The sequence below is a fragment of the Pseudomonas sp. SJZ074 genome (assembly GCF_007828215.1).
In the GTDB taxonomy this organism is placed as follows: Bacteria; Pseudomonadota; Gammaproteobacteria; order Pseudomonadales; family Pseudomonadaceae; genus Aquipseudomonas.
In genome coordinates this window covers 81,817-98,117 of the sequence record NZ_VIUE01000004.1, presented here as the reverse complement: position 1 = coordinate 98,117, position 16,301 = coordinate 81,817, and the positions used below count along the sequence as shown (strand labels likewise).

Sequence of the window (16,301 nt, the reverse complement as noted above, 5' to 3'; positions counted from 1 at the left end):
AGCCAAAAGAGCTGGAGCCACTGTTTTCCCTGCAACACCTATCTGCGATCACCCTAGAGATCCAATAATGAAAAAAATGATCCTCAAGACTCCACTTGGCCTTGCTGTCGCACTGGCCTCTTCGCAACTGTTCGCCAGCGGCTTTGCGCTCAATGAACAAAGCATCATTGGGATGGGCACCGGTTTTGCCGGTCGTTCCTCTTCCGCCGATGACGCGAGCACCGTTTTCGGTAACCCGGCGGGCATGTCTCGCTTGAAGAGAGAGCAAGTCAGCGTGGGTGCTGCAACGCTTTTCGCCAAATCAGACATCAGCCAGACGCGCAGTACGTTCGGCGGCGAGCAAGACGGCGACATGGTTCCTGTGGTCACGGTGCCCATGGGTTACTACGTCAAACCTATCGATGAGCATTGGGCGTTCGGTGTCGGCTTCTATGCGCCGTTCGGTCTGATAACGGATTACGGCAGCGGGTTCGCCGGTCGTTACTTCACGAACAAAAGCGAGGTCAAGACGCTGACCTTTCAACCGACGGTCAGCTACGCCTTCAATGACAGGGTTTCCATAGGTTTCGGCCCGACGATCAACCGCATCAGTGGTGAGTTGTCGGCAATGGTCCTCAACCCCTTCAGTCCCGGTACCAATGACGGCAAACTCACAAGCAAGGGCGACGACACCGCCCTGGGCTTCAACGCCGGGATCCTGGTGCAGGCCACGGACAGCACCCGGGTGGGTATGACCTACCATTCCAAGGTCAGCTATCACTTGGATAATGCCAAGACCAAAGTCACCGGAGGCGTCTTTTCCCTGCTGGGAGTCAGCGGCGAAAGTTACGATGCTTCGCTGGACGTGGACACGCCCGAGTCCGTGGACTTTTCGGTGACCCATCAACTCAACGACGATTGGACCCTGTACCTGGGCAGCACCTGGACACGTTGGAGTCGCTTCAAAGACATCACCATCGAAAACAGCGGATTGCCTCCGGCGCTGAGCGGCACATTGAGCAGTGTCACTGAAGAGGAGAACTGGCACGACACCTGGGCGCACGCGATTGGCGCTGCGTACCAGCTCAATAAGCAATGGGTGCTGCGCACCGGCTTTTCGGTGGATCAGTCTCCCACCAACAACACCAACCGTTCGCCACGGATTCCAACAGGTGACCGCACAGTGGTCAGTTTGGGAGCCGGGTGGACGCCCGTGGACAATGTCACCGTCGACCTCGCTTACTCCTACCTGTGGGAAGAAAGTGTGAAGGTCAACGACGCTTCAGCCAGCAGAGGCGCCTACAGCTCTAAATACAAGAACAGTGCCAGTGGTTTTGGTACTTCCATTACTTATAAGTTCTGAATCGCGAAGGGTGGAGCGCCTCTGCGAATGGAGCAGGGTTTCGAAGGTGCGGCGTTTACGTTTGCAGCCTTCGAGCCGCGCCGGGTCGTCGTTGAGTTCGACGACCCGCACACCGTGAAGATAGTCGGTCATGGGTTGCCTGCGCAGTGTTTGAAGAACATGCACAGGCGACCTCGTTCGCGCTGGTGTGAGTCGGCGGCTCTGTAGACAGGAGAGTTACGAGGTCCGACTCGGCCTTACGTTACAGGCTGGATGCTAGGCTATGTACGAAATGGCTTGAAACTTGGTTATGCGGCGTTAAAAACCGGCTCGGAATGCTCATTGACAACCAGTCAACTCCGCTTCCTCGCCGGTTTTTGCCTTGCCTAACCTGCGTTTCAAACCATTTCGTACACAGCCTAGCGCGGATCGACGTTATCCAACGCCCGATTTGCCAACAGTTCGCTCAACTCGATGACTTGCTGAATACCCAGCGCAACATGCCGCCGTGACCCTTCAAGGTCGAACGCCAGGTCGTTGATCATGGCGTTGGCCGAGGCCAGGTTTTCGCTTAGGTTGGCGAGCAGACTTTCAGTGTCGATGCCGTCGATGACAGTGAAGAGCTGGCTCGGGGGTGGGTCGGTTTTGGCGTTGGTTTCTTTCGGGTTCAGATAGAAATCCAGCGCCCGATCGGTGGCTTCTTGGACTTTTTTTGGGTCGAGGCCGTTGGAGCTGGGGTCCGTTTGCGGAGGGTTGGGAGTTACTTTGAACATGATGACGCTCCTATGGGGAATGGGAGCCGCCAAGACCTGTCGCTAAACAGAATGGTGGCGACTGCATACAGGTTAGCGAACCGGACATAGGCACCCGGTAGACCCGAAGGTCTCCTGCATACAGCCGCCATAACGTAATTGCAGTTAGATCCCGCAATGAAGCATGGGTGCTTATGTGCCTACGGTTCGGGTCGCTAAACCCGATCACTGATGAGCAGTGACGGAAGCCAAGCTACCGGTACGGCCCGGGGCACACAAGCGGGCGGATTCTGGCTTAGTTGTAGGCAAAGGCGCAAGGCGACGTAGCCTCGGGACTAGGGCTCGGTGTTACGGAAGTGTATGGCTAGAGGACTCGAACCGCCGGATAAGGGGGGCTTAGGGGAAGGCGCAGGCTGACACCTGCGTGGGTGATTACAGGTACCGTCCCAGGCGCGCATCCACCGAATACGCTCCGCCGCCGCGCGCCACGATGTAGAGCGCCAGAACCCCCATCAACACCGGAAACTCGATGCCCCGGTCTATCCAGGGCCATGTCGGTCCCAGCGCATAGCTGATGGCAAGCATTTGAAGGGCGATCAGCAGGGCGACCAACCGGGTGGCGAGGCCTATCGCCAACAGGAGGGCGCCAGCCGTTTCCAGCAGCATGACCAGAAAAGCCAGTTGTGCAGCAAAAGGCAGTCCCATCACGTTCTGGATAAGGTTGATCGACGCGGCCATGGGATCGGCCATCGAGCCGTGGCCGGTGCGAAGCGCCTTGGGCAGTCCGTGGGTCAACAGCACGACAGCGAAGACGGTTCGCAGCAAGGCGTACAGATAAGGTTCGAGATGGGGGGCTCGTGTGCTCAGGGCGGAGCGTAACGGCGACGGATTTTCGAGTGGCATGGGGAGTCCTTGCGCGGTGGCTGATGACGTGGGCCGGGGTGTCGGTTACGTGCTCCGGCCCCCGAGGACACGCTGTACCTCGGCGGGTCTGGAGGGCATTTTTCTTGATGGAGGCGAAGAGATAAATCCTGGGAAGTTGCCATGTGAATTCAATGAAGACGAACAATCCCGTGTCATTTGGATTCGCGCCGGCCGGGGGGCGATGTGCGGGCTTTTCGGTGGCGACAGTCCAGGGGGCGGCTAAGGCAGTGCAGCTTCGACCCACTCGATCCAGTGCCGGACCGGGGTCCGGCCCGCACTGTCGAGATGGGACTGGCAACCGATATTGGCGGTGACAATCACGTCGGGGCGGCCGCTTTCCAGGGCGTTGAGTTTGTTGTCGCGCAGTTGTCGGGATAGTTCGGGTTGGGTGATCGAATAGGTGCCCGCCGAACCGCAGCACAGGTGGCCGTCGGGTACCGGCGTGAGGTTGAAGCCCAGCTGCGTCAGCACCGCCTCAACGGCGCCGCCCAGTTTCTGCGCGTGCTGCAAGGTGCAGGGGCAGTGGAAGGCCAGGCGCTGGTCGCCGTGGATGCTCAGTTTTTCCAGCGGTTCTTCGCGCAGCACTTCAACCAGGTCCTTGGCCAGGGCGCTGACCTTTTTTGCCTTTTCCGCATAGGCCGGGTCGCTGCCCAGCAAGTGCCCGTAATCCTTGATGAACGCGCCGCAACCGCTGGCGGTTTGCACGATGGCTTCGGCACCGTTTTCGATGCCCGGCCACCACGCATCGATGTTGCGACGGGCACGATCCAGGCCCACGGCCTGGGCGTCCAGGTGATAGTCCACGGCGCCGCAGCAGCCGGCTTCGGCTACGGGTGTCACGCTGATCCCCAATCGATCCAGGACCCGGGCGGCGGCCGCGTTGGTATTGGGTGACAGGCTCGGTTGCACGCAGCCTTCGAGCATGAGCACTTGCCGGGCATGGCGGTTCACCGGGCGTGGTTTGGCCGCAGGCACGTGGCGAGGCACCTTGCCGCGCAGGGTGTCGGGCAGCCATGGACGAAACACCCGGCCACCACCGACCACTCCCTTGAATATGCGCGGGTTGGGCACGACCGCCCGCAACCCCTCGCGCAACAGGCGCTGGCCGAGAGGTCGTTCGACCGCCGCATCGACCACGGCGCGGCCAATGTCCAGCAAGTTGTGGTAGTCGACCCCGGAAGGGCAGGTGGTTTCACAGTTGCGGCACGACAGACACCGATCCAGGTGCTGCTGGGTCTTCGCCGTGGCCGGGTTGCCTTCGAGCACTTGCTTGATCAGGTAGATACGCCCTCGTGGGCCATCCAGTTCATCGCCGAGCAACTGGTAGGTCGGGCAGGTGGCATTGCAGAAACCGCAGTGCACGCAGGTGCGCAGGATGCTTTCGGCTTCTTCGGCGCGGGGCAGTTGGCGGGCCTCTTCACTCAAGGTGGTCTGCATGGTTCAAAGCTCCGCGTAGAGGCGACCGGGGTTGAAGATGCCCTGGGGATCGAGCCGTTGCTTCAGGTTCCGGTGATAACGCATCAGCGCCTCAGGCAGCGGTTGGAATGGACTGTCGATCAGGCCATGGCTGTAACAGGTCACATGGCCGCCGACGCCTTCGACGACCCGGCGAATGAAGGCCGCTTCGGCACCGGACTTGAGCCAGCGCTGGGCACCGCCCCAGTCGATCAGTTGCCTGCCGGGCAAGGGCAGCCACGGTGTGTTGTGCGGTACGGACAGGCGCCACAGCGGCAGGTTCTCGTCGAAGAAACTCAAGTGATGTTCGTTGAGATCCTCCCAATACGAGGCGTCCAGCAACTCGCCGCCCAATCGGTCGTGGGCCGCGCTCACAGAGCCTTCTCCGCCCTCGAGCCGCAAGTGCAGGCGTTGGCCGTCGTGGCAGGCGGCGCTGATCGGCAGCGGCTGCTGGCCCCATTCCGCCAGGCGCAGCAAGGCGCGCTCGCTGTCCATTTCCAGGCTGATGCTCAAGGCTTGTCGAGGTTTGGGCAGGACTTTGAGCGACACGTCGGTGATCACCCCAAGGGTGCCGAAGCTGCCGGCCATCAGGCGCGACAGGTCGTAACCGGCAACGTTCTTCATGACTTCGCCACCGAAGCGCAGGCGCTTGCCCTGGCCGGTGATGACCCGCGCGCCGAGGACGAAGTCCCGTACCGAACCGGCCCACGGGCGGCGCGGGCCGCAGAGTCCGCTGGCAATCATGCCGCCCACGGTGGCGTCGCCGAAGGAGGGCGGTTCGAAGGGCAGCATCTGCTGCGAGGCGCTCAGCACCTCGGACAGCTCCCGCAGGGGGGTACCGCAACGCACGGTCACCACCAGTTCCGTCGGGTCGTAGCTGACGATGCCTCGGTGGGCGCGGGTGTCGAGGCGCTGGCCGGTGACCGAACGTCCCAGGAAGGCCTTGCTGTTGCCACCGTGAATCCACAGTGGCGTGGCATTCTTCAGGGCCTGGTTGACCTGTTCGAGCAATGTGTCGCTGGCGTCCCTATCGTGTGTGCTGTGCATCAGAAACGCTCCAGCTCAGGGAAGGGCAACTGCCCCAGGTGTACATGCATGGCGCCAAACTCGGCGCAGCGGTGCAGCGTCGGGATGTTCTTGCCGGGATTGAGCAGGCCACTCGGATCGAAGGCGGCTTTGACGGCGTGGAACACGGTCAATTCGTCGCTGTTGAATTGCGCGCACATCTGATTGATTTTTTCGCGGCCCACGCCGTGTTCGCCGGTGATGCTGCCGCCGACTTTCACGCACAGTTCGAGGATCTTGCCCCCCAGGGCTTCGGCGCGATCGAGTTCGCCCGGTTGGTTGGCATCGAACAGGATCAGCGGGTGCATGTTGCCATCACCGGCATGGAACACGTTGGCGACCCGCAGGCCGTACTCGACCGACAAGGCGGCGATGGCCTGCAACACGCCGGGCAACTCCCGGCGTGGGATGGTACCGTCCATGCAGTAATAGTCCGGCGAGAGGCGGCCCACTGCCGGAAACGCATTCTTGCGCCCGGCCCAGAACCGCACCCGTTCGGCCTCATCGCGGGCCTGACGCACTTCGGTGGCGCCCGCCTGCTCCAGCACCTGGCGCACGCGGTTGCAGTCGTCGTGGACGTCGGCTTCGACACCGTCGAGTTCGCACAGCAGAATGGCTTCGGCCTCCACCGGGTAACCGGCGTGGATGAAGTCTTCGGCGGCGCGGATGGCCAGGTTGTCCATCATCTCCAGTCCGCCGGGAATGATGCCCGCAGCGATGATATCACCCACCGCGCGCCCGGCTTTTTCGACCGAGTCGAACGCCGCCAGCAACACCTTCGCGGTCTGCGGTTTGGGAAGCAGCTTGACGGTGACTTCGGTGATCACCCCGAGCATGCCTTCAGAGCCGGTGAACAGCGCCAGCAGGTCCAGGCCCGGCGAATCGAGCGCGTCGCTGCCCAGGGTCAGGTGTTCGCCTTCGACGGTGAGTATGTCGATCTTGAGCAGGTTGTGCACGGTCAGGCCATATTTGAGGCAATGCACGCCACCGGCATTTTCCGCGACGTTACCGCCGATGGAGCAGGCGATTTGCGAGGACGGATCCGGTGCGTAGTACAAACCAAACGGCGCGGCTGCCTGGGAAATCGCCAGGTTGCGCACCCCGGGCTGGACCCGTGCGGTACGGGCGGCAGGGTCGATGTGCAAAATGTTGTTGAAGCGCGCCATCACCAGCAGCACACCCTTTTCCAACGGCAGCGCACCACCGGATAAACCGGTCCCGGCACCTCGGGCGACAATAGGCACTTGCAGTGCGTGACACAGCGCCAGCACGCCCTGAACCTCGCTGATATGACGGGGCAGCACCACCAGCAACGGCGTGGTGCGATAGGCGGAAAGCCCGTCGCACTCATAGGGCATGAGTTCTTCGCGCTGATGCAGTATCTCGAGATCCGGCAGGCGCGCCTGCAAGGCCTGCAGCAGCGTGGCTTTATCCACGGCGGGCAGGACACCATCAACGCGTTCATCGTAGAGAATGTTCATAGTCGACTGACGGCACTCGGTTGTTTTTATGTGAGGTCAGGTATCCCATTCAGCTGACTTGCATCATTGGTCCGGGGCGTTCTACTGTCTATACATTGTTGAAGTGGTCGAACCAGTTTGTAACAGGTCGTTTTTCTGATGCTTTTAATAATTCATCTAAGAACAATGAGTTGTGCTGATCGCTAAGCATGCTTGAAGCGCACGGCTTGGCTGGTCATACCAGTTGGAGGCTCAATGGACGACACCCAGAACCGTCGCAACCTGCAAGTGGCCGATGTGGTATGCGAGCGCATCGAGCGGCTGATCGTGGACGGTGTCCTCAAGACCGGCCAATTGTTGCCGTCGGAGCGTCGGCTGACGGAAAAGCTCGGTGTTTCACGCACCGCACTGCGCGAGGGGCTGAAGCTGCTGCGTGCCCGCGGGATCATCAAGACGGAGCAGGGCAAGGGCTCGTTCGTCGCCGACCTGTCGGGCAACAGTGCCGCCTCGCCATTGATGCACCTGTTCAGCTCACAACCCCGCACGCTTTACGATCTGTTCGAGGTCCGCAGCCTGCTCGAAGGCGAGTCCGCACGGTTGGCGGCCTTGCGCGGCACCGAGGCCGATTTCGTCCTGATCACCCGCAGCTACGAAGCGCTGCTCGATGCCCAAGCGCGCTCGTTGGAGCCCTCCGAACACGCCCGGCTCGACCATGCGTTTCACCTGGCGATCTGCGAGGCGTCGCACAATCCGGTGCTGGTGCAGACCTTGCGCTCGCTGACGGACTTGCTGCTCACCACGGTGTTCGCCTCGGTCAACAACCTCTACCACCGCGAACCGCAGAAGCGCCAGATCGATCGCCAGCATGCACGGCTCTACAACGCCGTGACCGGACGGCTTCCCGAACAGGCGCGCAAGGCCGCCGTTGCGCATATCCAAAGCATCTGCGACAACCTCAGGGAAATCGAAAGTGAAGAGCAACGCCTGGTGCGTGCCACGTTGCGACTTGAGGGATGGGCATGACGCAGCACCTGGATCATTTGTCCTTGCACCTGTTGAACCTGAACAGCGGCCTCGAAAATAGCCTTCACCAGCTCGCTGGAGCGTGCCTGCTGCAGCTGCTTGCGTGAGGAAATACGGGCGCTCTGGCGCTGGGTCATGGCTGGCTCGGGCGTCGTGGGAAAACGCGAATAGCGAATGAGGCGAATCACTCGCATCATTTAAATGCGACGAATCAGTCGCATTTCATTCTCCCATCGATGGAAGCAATCATGACCACCTTGACCACAGAACCCCTGGCAACCCTGATCGAGCGCCTCTACACCCAAGCCAGCGCAGCCACCAGCCCGGTGCTGGATACGGTGCCGGGCGAAGAACGTGAGCGCCTGATGCGCAGCAAGACCGAATACCTCGAACTGTACGGCATGCTCAAGGACTTGTGGCTGCCGGTCTCCCGCGACACCGGCAAGCTGCTGTACATGCTTGCACGCAGCGCGAAGGCCAGGGCCATCGTCGAGTTCGGCACGTCGTTCGGCTTGTCCACCCTGCACCTGGCGGCGGCGCTACGGGACAATGGCGGCGGTGTGCTGATAGGCAGTGAATTCGAGCCGTCGAAAGTTGCCTTGGCGCGTCGCCACTTCGTTGAAGGCGGGGTCGACGACCTGGTGGAAATCCGCGAAGGCGACGCACTGGTCACCCTGGCCTGCGACCTTCCGGAGGCGGTCGACCTGCTCCTGCTCGACGGCGCCAAGGCGCTGTACGGCGACGTGCTGGGCCTGGTTGAAAAGCACCTGCGCCCAGGCGCTGTGGTGGTGGCGGACAATACCAATTACTGCCCTGAGTACCTGACCTATGTGCGTTCGGCACAAAATGGCTACCTGTCCGTGCCTTTTGCCGATGACATTGAAGTGTCGATGCGCCTGGGGTGATACAGGCCTCTCGAGGGGCTAGCGGGGTCGGTGGGGTTGTTCACCACCGACCGATCGAACCTGTCTTGCCACGGCCGCTTCATTCACCGCCTCATCCCAGGACGGCGTGGCGGGAAACAGTTCAAGCACAAAGGCGATGAAGGCTTTTACGTTGGGACTGCCGCGTCGGCTTTCCGGCCACAAGGCGGTGATGGAGAAGCGTTCCGCGGTGAACTGGGGAAGGACGGGAATCAGTTCCCCCCGGCGGATATAGGACGCAGCAACGTAATGCGGCGTGATACCGATGCCGCCTCCCGCCGCCATGATGGCCGCTACCGCGTCGCTGACATCCACGGTGAATGCGGCGTCGGGATTCCACTCAAGTTGTTTGTCGCCCGCCTGATAGGGCCAGCGCAGACTTTGCCCGGTACTCTGGTAGCGAAAGTTCACGCACTCGTGTTCCGCAAGATCTTCAGCGGTGGCCGGCATGCCTTTGCGTTGGAGGTATTGGGGCGACGCAAACGCGCCGATTCGATGTGGCCCCAGGGGCCGTGAAACCAGGCGCGAATCACTGAGGTTTCCGACGCGAATGGCGACGTCGATTCCTTGCTCGATGATGTCGGAATACTGGTCGCCGAGTCGCAGGTCGATTGCCAGTTTGGGGTATTGCTCACGGAACCTGGGCAATGCCGGCGCCAGGATGTTCACGCCGATGGGCAGCGGCGCCGTGACTTTCAAGACGCCTGCAGGCTCGGCGCGGGAGGCGACGGCGGCCTGATCGATCTCCTCGACTTCCCGCAGGATTCGCAACGCCCGTTCGTAAAGATCCCGCCCTTCGGGGGTGAGGGTCAGGGAACGCGTGGTGCGGGTGAACAGCATCAGCCCGAAGTGCTCTTCAAGCCGCTGCACACTTTTGCTGACGGCGGAAGGGGACACCGAGAGCGCCCGCGCCGCAGCGGTATAGCTGCCCAGGGAGGCGGCGCGCGCGAATGCGATAAGTCCGGTAAGACGGTCTAAACCAATTTGTGCCTTCATGGCACTAGTAAAGCGACTTCAGCCCCAATTATCAATCTGCGTTCACAGCCTTACGCTTGCTCCATCACTCGCCATCCCGGCGTTCACTGGAGACTCGACATGATCATCACCCCAGCACTTGCATCCAATCTCACCGGCCGTACGGTCGTCGTCTTCGGCGGCACATCGGGCATCGGCCTGGCGGCCGCGATACAGGCGAAGGCCGCCGGTGCCAAGGTCGTGGTCATCGGCTCGAATGCGGCCCGTGCCGAGCAGGCGGCGAAGGAACACGGCCTGGATGGATGGCGCGCGGCCGACGTGACCCGCCGTGAGGCGGTCGAGGCCGCGCTGGCGGACATTCCCGTGGTCGATCACCTGGTGCTGCTCGCCGGTACGTTCGTCACCGGAAGCATCCTGACCGCTGATGTCGATCATCTGCGCCGGGCGTTCGATGAGCGAATCTGGGCGTCCATCAACGCGATCCGTATCCTGGGTGACCGGTTGTCCAAGACCGGATCGATCACTTTCATCTCGGGTGCGCTCGCTGATCGACCCAATGCCCATGGTACTGCCGTCATCGGGGCGGCATCGGCCGCCATGGAGTCGCTGGCCCGTGGCCTGGCCCTGGAGTTGGCGCCGATTCGGGTGAACACCCTGTCGCCCGGCCCGATCGATACGCCGATCTTCAGCAAGGCGTTGGGCGAAGGACGTGACGCCTACGTGGCCTCCCTGGAGCAGGCGCTGCCGCTGCGTCGCATCGGTACGGCGGAGGAGGCCGGTGCGGCAACGGTATTCTTGATGACCAACACGTTCATGAACGGTGCCGTGCTCAACGTTGATGGCGGTGCTCGATTGGTTTGATCCTGAAGGAGTGGGCGGGTAACCCTCGGTAGAAAGACAGGATGGCGAGCATCTGCACGACGACGGCGACAGCCACGACGGCGACGATGGCTTGATTCGGTTGGCTGAAGGCAGCGCGCACCAGACCGAAAGATGCAGGGGCGAAGGCGTAGGTGGCCTGGCTGATCGCGACCATCAGCGCGATGACCCTGGCGGTGTGTTCACGGCTGAACTCGGTCTGTGCGATCAGCGGCGGCAAGGAAGTAGCGTTGCCGATGCCGGAGCCGATCAGCACCACCGCCACCCAGGCCACGGACGGATGCAGGTCCAGGCCGAGGAGCATCAGGGTCCCGAGCATCTGGATGGCATAACATAGGCAGGCCAGCAGCCTGCGATTCATGCCTGGGGTCATCAGGCGCGCGGCGATGTAGCGACCGCCCATGGCACTGGCGGTGGCCAGGCCCATGGCGAGTGAGGCGTCGTGGGCTCCCATGCGTCCAACCAGGATCGAGTACAGGTGCGCGATCAGGCCGATCTGGGCGAACAGCCCCAGGGACATGCCGCTGGCCAACGTGCGGAAATTCGCCACCTTGAGCGTCTGCACGGCGGTCCATGGCGTGGCGTTGAAGCCGGGCGTCACGGGGTCCGGTTGGTCGGCATCGTCGGGATGCTGTCCCAGGCTTTGCGGACTCTTGTTAAAGACCAGAAGGGCGAGGGTACCGATGATTAGCACGGCCATGAAGCTGATCACCAGCGCCGCCGTAGTGAAGCCAAAACCCTCGATCAACCACACCCACAGCGGCGAAAAGATGACGCCACCCATGCTGGCGCCGTTGTAGGCCTTGCCCAGGGCCTTGGGCCTTTCCTTGACGTACCACGGCGCGATCAGGGTATTGACGGCCGCCGCTCCCAAGGTCACCCAGCCGATACCCGAGCACACGGCACCGGCATACAACACCCAGAGCAGGTCGGCCTGGGCCCAGATGTTCACGCCGATGCCCAGGACGATGCTGCCCAGCAGGGTGATGATGGGAATGCCGAAGCGTGTGTAGAGCCTTGGCAAGTTGGCGATGACGATCGTGCCGCTGAGAAAGTGCAGAGTGACCGCCGTCGACACCTGGGCGATGGGCCACCCCGTGCGCTCCATGACCGCTTGCATGTAGATCGGCGGCCCATAGAAACCGATTCCCCAACCGATCATTGCCAGGATGAAGGTACAGGTCAGTACGGTTTTTCCAAAAAATCGGTTGTGCGTCATCGCCATCTCCTTCGTGTGGGTTCAGAGAATAGGCGTCGGGCAGATGTCTCACTTCGAGGTGCATCGAACAATGGATGTTTCGTTGCAATTGCTGCGGTTCGGGTAGGGCTGCGATGCGAGGGAGCTTGCACAACGAAGAGCGCCGCTGATCCTGTTTCCCGGGGTGTGCTGTGCAACAAGATGAGCCGGTGCGGGTTGCAGGCGGAAGCGTTTCATTTTGGGGCGTCAATGCCCGGTTCACTGTGGCGAGGGGATAACCCCCCTCGCCACAGGCTCACCTACTTCCTTAAGTGAGCAGCATCATCGAAAAGCCCGTCAGGCCAGACAGATTGTGCTGCATACAGCCCATAAAAAATTTTTCCTGCGATTCCATGGCTTGAAAACGAGGCGGCTTTGCCTGTGATTCATGCGGTAATGGATGACACGAAGCCATGTCCCGTTAATAAGCCCGCGCGCAGGAGAATTCCATGACCCAGCGGATCGCTTTCATCCATACCGTCGGTTTTCTGGTCGAGGAGTTTCGGGCGCGTATGCGTGCGAGATGCCCGCCGTCGACTGCTTCCATATCCTTAACGAAAGCCTGCTGCAGGACCTGTTGCGTGGCGTACCGCAGCCGCAGGTCTACCAGCGCGTGGTTGATCAGATTGTGCTGGCGGCGCAAGCGCAGCCTGACCTGATCGTCGTCACCTGTTCATCGACGTCTCCGGCTGTCGACATCGCGCGCAGCATAGTGTCGCAGCCGATCCTGAAGATCGATGACCCGATGGCCTCGGAAGCGGTGCGCCGTGGCACGCGAATTGGCCTGCTTTGCACGGCGACCAGCACGGTGGAACCGAGCAGCGCGCTATTGCAGGCCCATGCCGCAGGGCAAGGACGCGATGTCACGATCAAGACGGTACTGCGCCCCGAGGCCTACCAGGCACTGATGGCGGGCGATCGGGCGCGGCATGACGAGATACTCCTTGAAGCGGCTGGCGGGATTTCCGACGAGGTGGATGTGCTGGTGCTCGCCCAGGCATCGCTGGCGCATTTGCGCGACAGGCTCGCCGCTGAACTGAAATGCCCGGTATTGGCGAGCCCGTCGTTATTGATGGCGGAAATTGCCAGGCGCTGCGCCGAATGAAGCGATAACGAGGGTACCTGGAGGCTGTGGCAGATTGTGCTGCGCATGCCTCCAAAACAAGTTTTTCTGCGATTTAGTACGGTGAAAACGAGACAGCTCTATAGGCGGTGCATGGCGTAATGATCACCATCAGGTTGTTGGAAAAACGGCCTGCATTGCCCGGCTTGATAACCCCATCCAGATGAGACTCTTGGCATGTCACCCTCGATAAAACGCATCCCCAGCGATGAAAAGCTCCCTTCCCATGCCGATGTGGTGATCATTGGCGGCGGCATCATCGGCACGACTGCCGCTTACTTTTTGGCGAGACGGGGGCTCTCGGTGGCCCTGGTCGAGAAGGGCTATGTCGGCGGCGAACAGTCGAGCCGCAACTGGGGCTGGTGCCGCCAGCAGAATCGCGATGCCCGCGAGCTGCCTCTCTCTGGAATCGCCTTGCGACTGTGGGATGAGCTCACGGCGCAGATTGGCATCGATCTCGGTTTCCGCCGTTGCGGTCTCAAGTACGCCACCGACAACGCCAGGCAACTCGCCGAATGGGAAGCGTGGCTGGATATCGCCCGTCAATTCGACATCAAGACGCGGATACTGAGCCCCGGGGAGGCCACCTCCGCGATCCCGGCTGTCGGTCGGCAATGGCTGGGTGGCGTGCATTCCGTCGATGACGGCAAGGCGGAGCCCGCGCTCGCGGCGCCGGGAATTGCCGAGGGCGCACGTGCGCTTGGTGCCACCCTCCACCAGGACTGCGCTGCCTACGACCTCGATATCACCAATGGCGCGGTGACAGGGGTGATCACCGAAAAAGGTGTCATCCGCACCCAAGCTGTCCTCTGTGCCGCCGGCGCCTGGGCATCGGCGTTCTGTCGACGCCACGGGTTGAACTTTCCCCAGGCGAGTGTGCGCCAGACCGCGCTGCGCACGCGCCCGGCGCCGAATCTCGGGGATGCGCTCTACACCCCGGATTTCGCGCTCACCCGCCGTCTGGATGGCAGTTATACGATCGCCATCAGTGGCAAGGCCCGGCTTGACGTCACGCCCCAGGGCCTGCGCCATGGGAAGGCTTTCATGCCCATGTTCGTCAAGCGGCTGGCCGCCATGGAGTTCGGCATCGGCAAGTCCTTTATCCATGGTCCCGAAGGGTTGGCAGGTTGGGGGGCGGATAAACCCCTGGCGTTCGAGCGCAACCGTGTCCTCGATCCCGAGGCCGGGCCCGAGGCTGTTGCCGAGATCCTGAAGCGGGTCCGGGCGCGTTTCCCGGCGCTGGCGAACATTGAAGTGGCTGAGACCTGGGGCGGGTATGTCGACTTTACCCCCGATGCCGTACCGGTGATTTCTGCCGTGGACGGGCTGTCAGGTTTTGTCCTTGCGGCGGGCTGTTCCGGGCATGGGTTCGGTCTGGGGCCGGGGATCGGTTACCTGGCTGCTGATCTGGTCGCCAACGATACGCCCTGTGTCGATCCCCAACCCTACCGTCTCTCGCGTTTGACCGATGGTTCGAAAATGAATGTGGGCGCGATCTGACCCCTGACGGCCACTCGATTCGAGTGGCCTTTTCATGCTTGGGGCCGTCCGGAGCGCCCCTTGACTTGATCACTTATAAGCTGGGCCAGGATCCGCACCGGTTCGCTCAAGGTTTGTCGCGGTCGATGCACCAGTCCGATATCGCGATGGAACGTGTGGGGACCAAGGTCGAGCGCACGGATGCTTGCCGGCCATTGCCGATGGGACACTGTCTGCGGCACGAGCGCTACGCCTACGCCATTTTCAACCAGCCTGATGATGGCCTCCAGTTCATCCAGCTCACAAACCTCTCGCACGTTGAAGTGCATCTGCCGCAAGAAACGATCGACCTGCCTGCCACCGAAGGACGACCGGTCGTACCGGACGAAGGGGTGGCTGGAGAGCAGTTCCGCCCAGTCTTCCCCCGGTGCATCACGGGGCACGATCAGGCGATAGGGCTCGAGCGCCAGGGTTGTCCAGCGCAGATCGCTCTGGAGCGAGAAGGGCGGGCGAATGATGACCGCCATGTCGATTTCGCCGGCATCCACCAGGTTGACCAACTCCATCGACAAGCCCGGGACGACTCGCGTCCGACACGGTGGGCACTGTTGGTGGAACCGGGCCAGCGCGTCGGGCAGATAGGAGCGCTGGACGGAAGCGATGGCGCCGATATTGACCAAGGTGCTGGCAGGCAGCCCCACGGTGGCGGCGCCCAGATTGTCATAAAGACGAAGCAGTTCCTGCGCCTGCAGGAGTATCTGGTGGCCCATCCGGTTGAGGTGGGCCGAACGGCCTTTCCTGTCGAAGATCTCGAAGCCGAGTTCGGCCTCCAGGCGCTGGATCTGGGCGCTGACCGCCGCCTGGGTGAGGCCGATCCTGTTCCCGGCGGCGGCGAACGTACCCTCCCGGGCTACAGCGACAAGGGTCTTGAGCTCTTTGATCATTCACAAATATTAGTTGTGCTTCTGAAAAATATATATTGATTTTTCTTGATGATTTTCCGGCCTACGCTCGTTCATCCGCAAATATCATTATTGGAGCGCTGATGAACCTTTCGCCTTTCCACCTCGCAATCCCCGTCTATGACCTGGCCGCCGCACGAGCCTTTTATGGTGAAGTCTTTGGCCTGGAGGAGGGGCGTTCCAGCACCCAGTGGGTCGACTTCAATTTCTATGGCCACCAACTGGTCATCCACGAGCACCCCAGGACGGCCTCGCAAGAGGACGTCCACAGCAATCCAGTCGATGGACACGACGTTCCCGTTCCGCATTTCGGGATCATCCTGGGTTGGGAAGCGTGGGAGGCGCTGGCCGAGCGCCTGAAGTCCTTTGGCACCGAGTTCGTGATCGAGCCTTACGTCCGTTTCAAAGGGCAGGTGGGCGAGCAGGCCACCATGTTCCTGTTCGATCCCTGCGGTAACGCCCTGGAGTTCAAGGCATTCAGGGATATGAGCCAAATCTTCGCCAAATAATCAGTCGTTGCCGCGCACTGATAAGCCTGTGAAACAGTCGGCGCCAATACTTTGGCGTCCGTCTGTCTTTTTCTCTATTGGATCCAATAAAAGAGCTTGTTGTTAACAAAATATTGACGATATCATTTCGCCACGCGAATGCACTCGCTTGCCGTTATACGAGCCCGAATGCTACTGACCTCGCCGTGAAGGGCTTATGAATCGGACAAATGAT

15 protein-coding genes and 1 pseudogene are annotated in these 16,301 nt (G+C 61.3%); 7 read left to right on the top strand and 9 right to left on the bottom strand.

The window, feature by feature from the left end:
* Positions 1-67 precede the first annotated feature (67 nt).
* Positions 68-1,342, top strand: a complete 1,275-nt coding sequence (locus tag FBX99_RS06750; protein ID WP_145131040.1) for an OmpP1/FadL family transporter — start codon at positions 68-70, stop codon at positions 1,340-1,342.
* A gap of 398 nt (positions 1,343-1,740) precedes the next feature.
* On the opposite strand, the gene FBX99_RS06745 is transcribed toward FBX99_RS06750, so the two are convergent.
* From FBX99_RS06745 to glcD, 5 genes are all read right to left on the bottom strand, one after another.
* Positions 1,741-2,094, bottom strand: coding sequence for a DUF6124 family protein (locus FBX99_RS06745; protein WP_144925975.1), 354 nt, complete (start codon positions 2,092-2,094; stop codon positions 1,741-1,743).
* 411 nt (positions 2,095-2,505) lie between these two features.
* Positions 2,506-2,976: a DoxX family protein gene (locus FBX99_RS06740; protein WP_144925978.1), complete on the bottom strand. Its 471-nt coding sequence runs from the start codon at positions 2,974-2,976 to the stop codon at positions 2,506-2,508.
* Between the two features lie 240 nt (positions 2,977-3,216).
* Positions 3,217-4,434 (bottom strand): glycolate oxidase subunit GlcF, encoded by a 1,218-nt coding sequence (gene glcF / locus FBX99_RS06735; RefSeq protein WP_145131038.1) that lies wholly within the window; start codon positions 4,432-4,434, stop codon positions 3,217-3,219.
* 3 nt (positions 4,435-4,437) lie between these two features.
* Positions 4,438-5,499, bottom strand: a complete 1,062-nt coding sequence (glcE, locus tag FBX99_RS06730) for a glycolate oxidase subunit GlcE (RefSeq protein ID WP_145131036.1) — start codon at positions 5,497-5,499, stop codon at positions 4,438-4,440.
* Positions 5,499-6,998, bottom strand: a complete 1,500-nt coding sequence (glcD, locus tag FBX99_RS06725) for a glycolate oxidase subunit GlcD (RefSeq protein WP_145131034.1) — start codon at positions 6,996-6,998, stop codon at positions 5,499-5,501. Before glcD ends, glcE begins: the two co-directional genes overlap by 1 nt.
* A gap of 234 nt (positions 6,999-7,232) precedes the next feature.
* On the opposite strand from glcD, the gene glcC reads away from it, so the two are divergent.
* Complete coding sequence (glcC, locus tag FBX99_RS06720) at positions 7,233-8,000, top strand: transcriptional regulator GlcC (RefSeq protein WP_144925990.1); 768 nt, start codon at positions 7,233-7,235, stop codon at positions 7,998-8,000.
* Between the two features lie 20 nt (positions 8,001-8,020).
* Here the strand turns inward: glcC and FBX99_RS29120 are convergent.
* Positions 8,021-8,137: pseudogene (locus FBX99_RS29120) on the bottom strand (TetR/AcrR family transcriptional regulator); the annotation flags it as partial.
* Between the two features lie 111 nt (positions 8,138-8,248).
* Between FBX99_RS29120 and FBX99_RS06710 the strand changes: the two are divergent.
* Positions 8,249-8,905 (top strand): O-methyltransferase, encoded by a 657-nt coding sequence (locus FBX99_RS06710; RefSeq protein ID WP_145131032.1) that lies wholly within the window; start codon positions 8,249-8,251, stop codon positions 8,903-8,905.
* Between the two features lie 18 nt (positions 8,906-8,923).
* Here FBX99_RS06710 and FBX99_RS06705 read toward each other — a convergent pair whose 3' ends face one another.
* Positions 8,924-9,919: a LysR family transcriptional regulator gene (locus FBX99_RS06705; protein WP_145131030.1), complete on the bottom strand. Its 996-nt coding sequence runs from the start codon at positions 9,917-9,919 to the stop codon at positions 8,924-8,926.
* A gap of 99 nt (positions 9,920-10,018) precedes the next feature.
* Here FBX99_RS06705 and FBX99_RS06700 point away from each other — a divergent pair, with 99 nt between their 5' ends.
* The gene (locus FBX99_RS06700) at positions 10,019-10,759 is read left to right on the top strand and encodes an SDR family oxidoreductase (protein ID WP_144925996.1); all 741 of its coding nucleotides are present in this window, start codon (positions 10,019-10,021) and stop codon (positions 10,757-10,759) included.
* On the opposite strand, the gene FBX99_RS06695 is transcribed toward FBX99_RS06700, so the two are convergent.
* The gene (locus FBX99_RS06695) at positions 10,728-11,996 is read right to left on the bottom strand and encodes an MFS transporter (protein ID WP_144925999.1); all 1,269 of its coding nucleotides are present in this window, start codon (positions 11,994-11,996) and stop codon (positions 10,728-10,730) included. The genes FBX99_RS06700 and FBX99_RS06695 overlap by 32 nt on opposite strands.
* Before the next feature lie 541 nt (positions 11,997-12,537).
* Between FBX99_RS06695 and FBX99_RS06690 the strand changes: the two genes are divergently transcribed.
* Together FBX99_RS06690 and FBX99_RS06685 are read left to right on the top strand one after the other, a co-directional pair.
* Positions 12,538-13,119 carry an aspartate/glutamate racemase family protein gene (locus FBX99_RS06690; protein WP_218570866.1) on the top strand — a complete coding sequence of 194 codons (582 nt, stop codon included), beginning with the start codon at positions 12,538-12,540 and terminating at the stop codon, positions 13,117-13,119.
* Between the two features lie 195 nt (positions 13,120-13,314).
* On the top strand, positions 13,315-14,637 hold the full coding sequence (locus FBX99_RS06685) for an FAD-binding oxidoreductase (protein WP_144926005.1): 1,323 nt from the start codon (positions 13,315-13,317) through the stop codon (positions 14,635-14,637).
* Positions 14,638-14,669: 32 nt separating this feature from the next.
* On the opposite strand, the gene FBX99_RS06680 is transcribed toward FBX99_RS06685, so the two are convergent.
* On the bottom strand, positions 14,670-15,560 hold the full coding sequence (locus FBX99_RS06680) for a LysR substrate-binding domain-containing protein (RefSeq protein WP_144926008.1): 891 nt from the start codon (positions 15,558-15,560) through the stop codon (positions 14,670-14,672).
* A 101-nt stretch (positions 15,561-15,661) separates the two neighbouring features.
* On the opposite strand from FBX99_RS06680, the gene FBX99_RS06675 reads away from it, so the two are divergent.
* Positions 15,662-16,087, top strand: coding sequence for a VOC family protein (locus tag FBX99_RS06675; protein WP_144926011.1), 426 nt, complete (start codon positions 15,662-15,664; stop codon positions 16,085-16,087).
* Positions 16,088-16,301 lie beyond the last annotated feature (214 nt).

What these genes read in the sequence shown, in the direction of transcription:
- FBX99_RS06750 (WP_145131040.1), top strand. Translation starts at nt 68, where the DNA reads ATGAAAAAAATGATCCTCAAGACTCCACTTGGCCTTGCTGTCGCACTG.
- FBX99_RS06745 (WP_144925975.1), bottom strand. Translation starts at nt 2,094, where the DNA reads ATGTTCAAAGTAACTCCCAACCCTCCGCAAACGGACCCCAGCTCCAAC.
- FBX99_RS06740 (WP_144925978.1), bottom strand. Translation starts at nt 2,976, where the DNA reads ATGCCACTCGAAAATCCGTCGCCGTTACGCTCCGCCCTGAGCACACGA.
- glcF (WP_145131038.1), bottom strand. Translation starts at nt 4,434, where the DNA reads ATGCAGACCACCTTGAGTGAAGAGGCCCGCCAACTGCCCCGCGCCGAA.
- glcE (WP_145131036.1), bottom strand. Translation starts at nt 5,499, where the DNA reads ATGCACAGCACACACGATAGGGACGCCAGCGACACATTGCTCGAACAG.
- glcD (WP_145131034.1), bottom strand. Translation starts at nt 6,998, where the DNA reads ATGAACATTCTCTACGATGAACGCGTTGATGGTGTCCTGCCCGCCGTG.
- glcC (WP_144925990.1), top strand. Translation starts at nt 7,233, where the DNA reads ATGGACGACACCCAGAACCGTCGCAACCTGCAAGTGGCCGATGTGGTA.
- FBX99_RS06710 (WP_145131032.1), top strand. Translation starts at nt 8,249, where the DNA reads ATGACCACCTTGACCACAGAACCCCTGGCAACCCTGATCGAGCGCCTC.
- FBX99_RS06705 (WP_145131030.1), bottom strand. Translation starts at nt 9,919, where the DNA reads ATGAAGGCACAAATTGGTTTAGACCGTCTTACCGGACTTATCGCATTC.
- FBX99_RS06700 (WP_144925996.1), top strand. Translation starts at nt 10,019, where the DNA reads ATGATCATCACCCCAGCACTTGCATCCAATCTCACCGGCCGTACGGTC.
- FBX99_RS06695 (WP_144925999.1), bottom strand. Translation starts at nt 11,996, where the DNA reads ATGACGCACAACCGATTTTTTGGAAAAACCGTACTGACCTGTACCTTC.
- FBX99_RS06690 (WP_218570866.1), top strand. Translation starts at nt 12,538, where the DNA reads ATGCCCGCCGTCGACTGCTTCCATATCCTTAACGAAAGCCTGCTGCAG.
- FBX99_RS06685 (WP_144926005.1), top strand. Translation starts at nt 13,315, where the DNA reads ATGTCACCCTCGATAAAACGCATCCCCAGCGATGAAAAGCTCCCTTCC.
- FBX99_RS06680 (WP_144926008.1), bottom strand. Translation starts at nt 15,560, where the DNA reads ATGATCAAAGAGCTCAAGACCCTTGTCGCTGTAGCCCGGGAGGGTACG.
- FBX99_RS06675 (WP_144926011.1), top strand. Translation starts at nt 15,662, where the DNA reads ATGAACCTTTCGCCTTTCCACCTCGCAATCCCCGTCTATGACCTGGCC.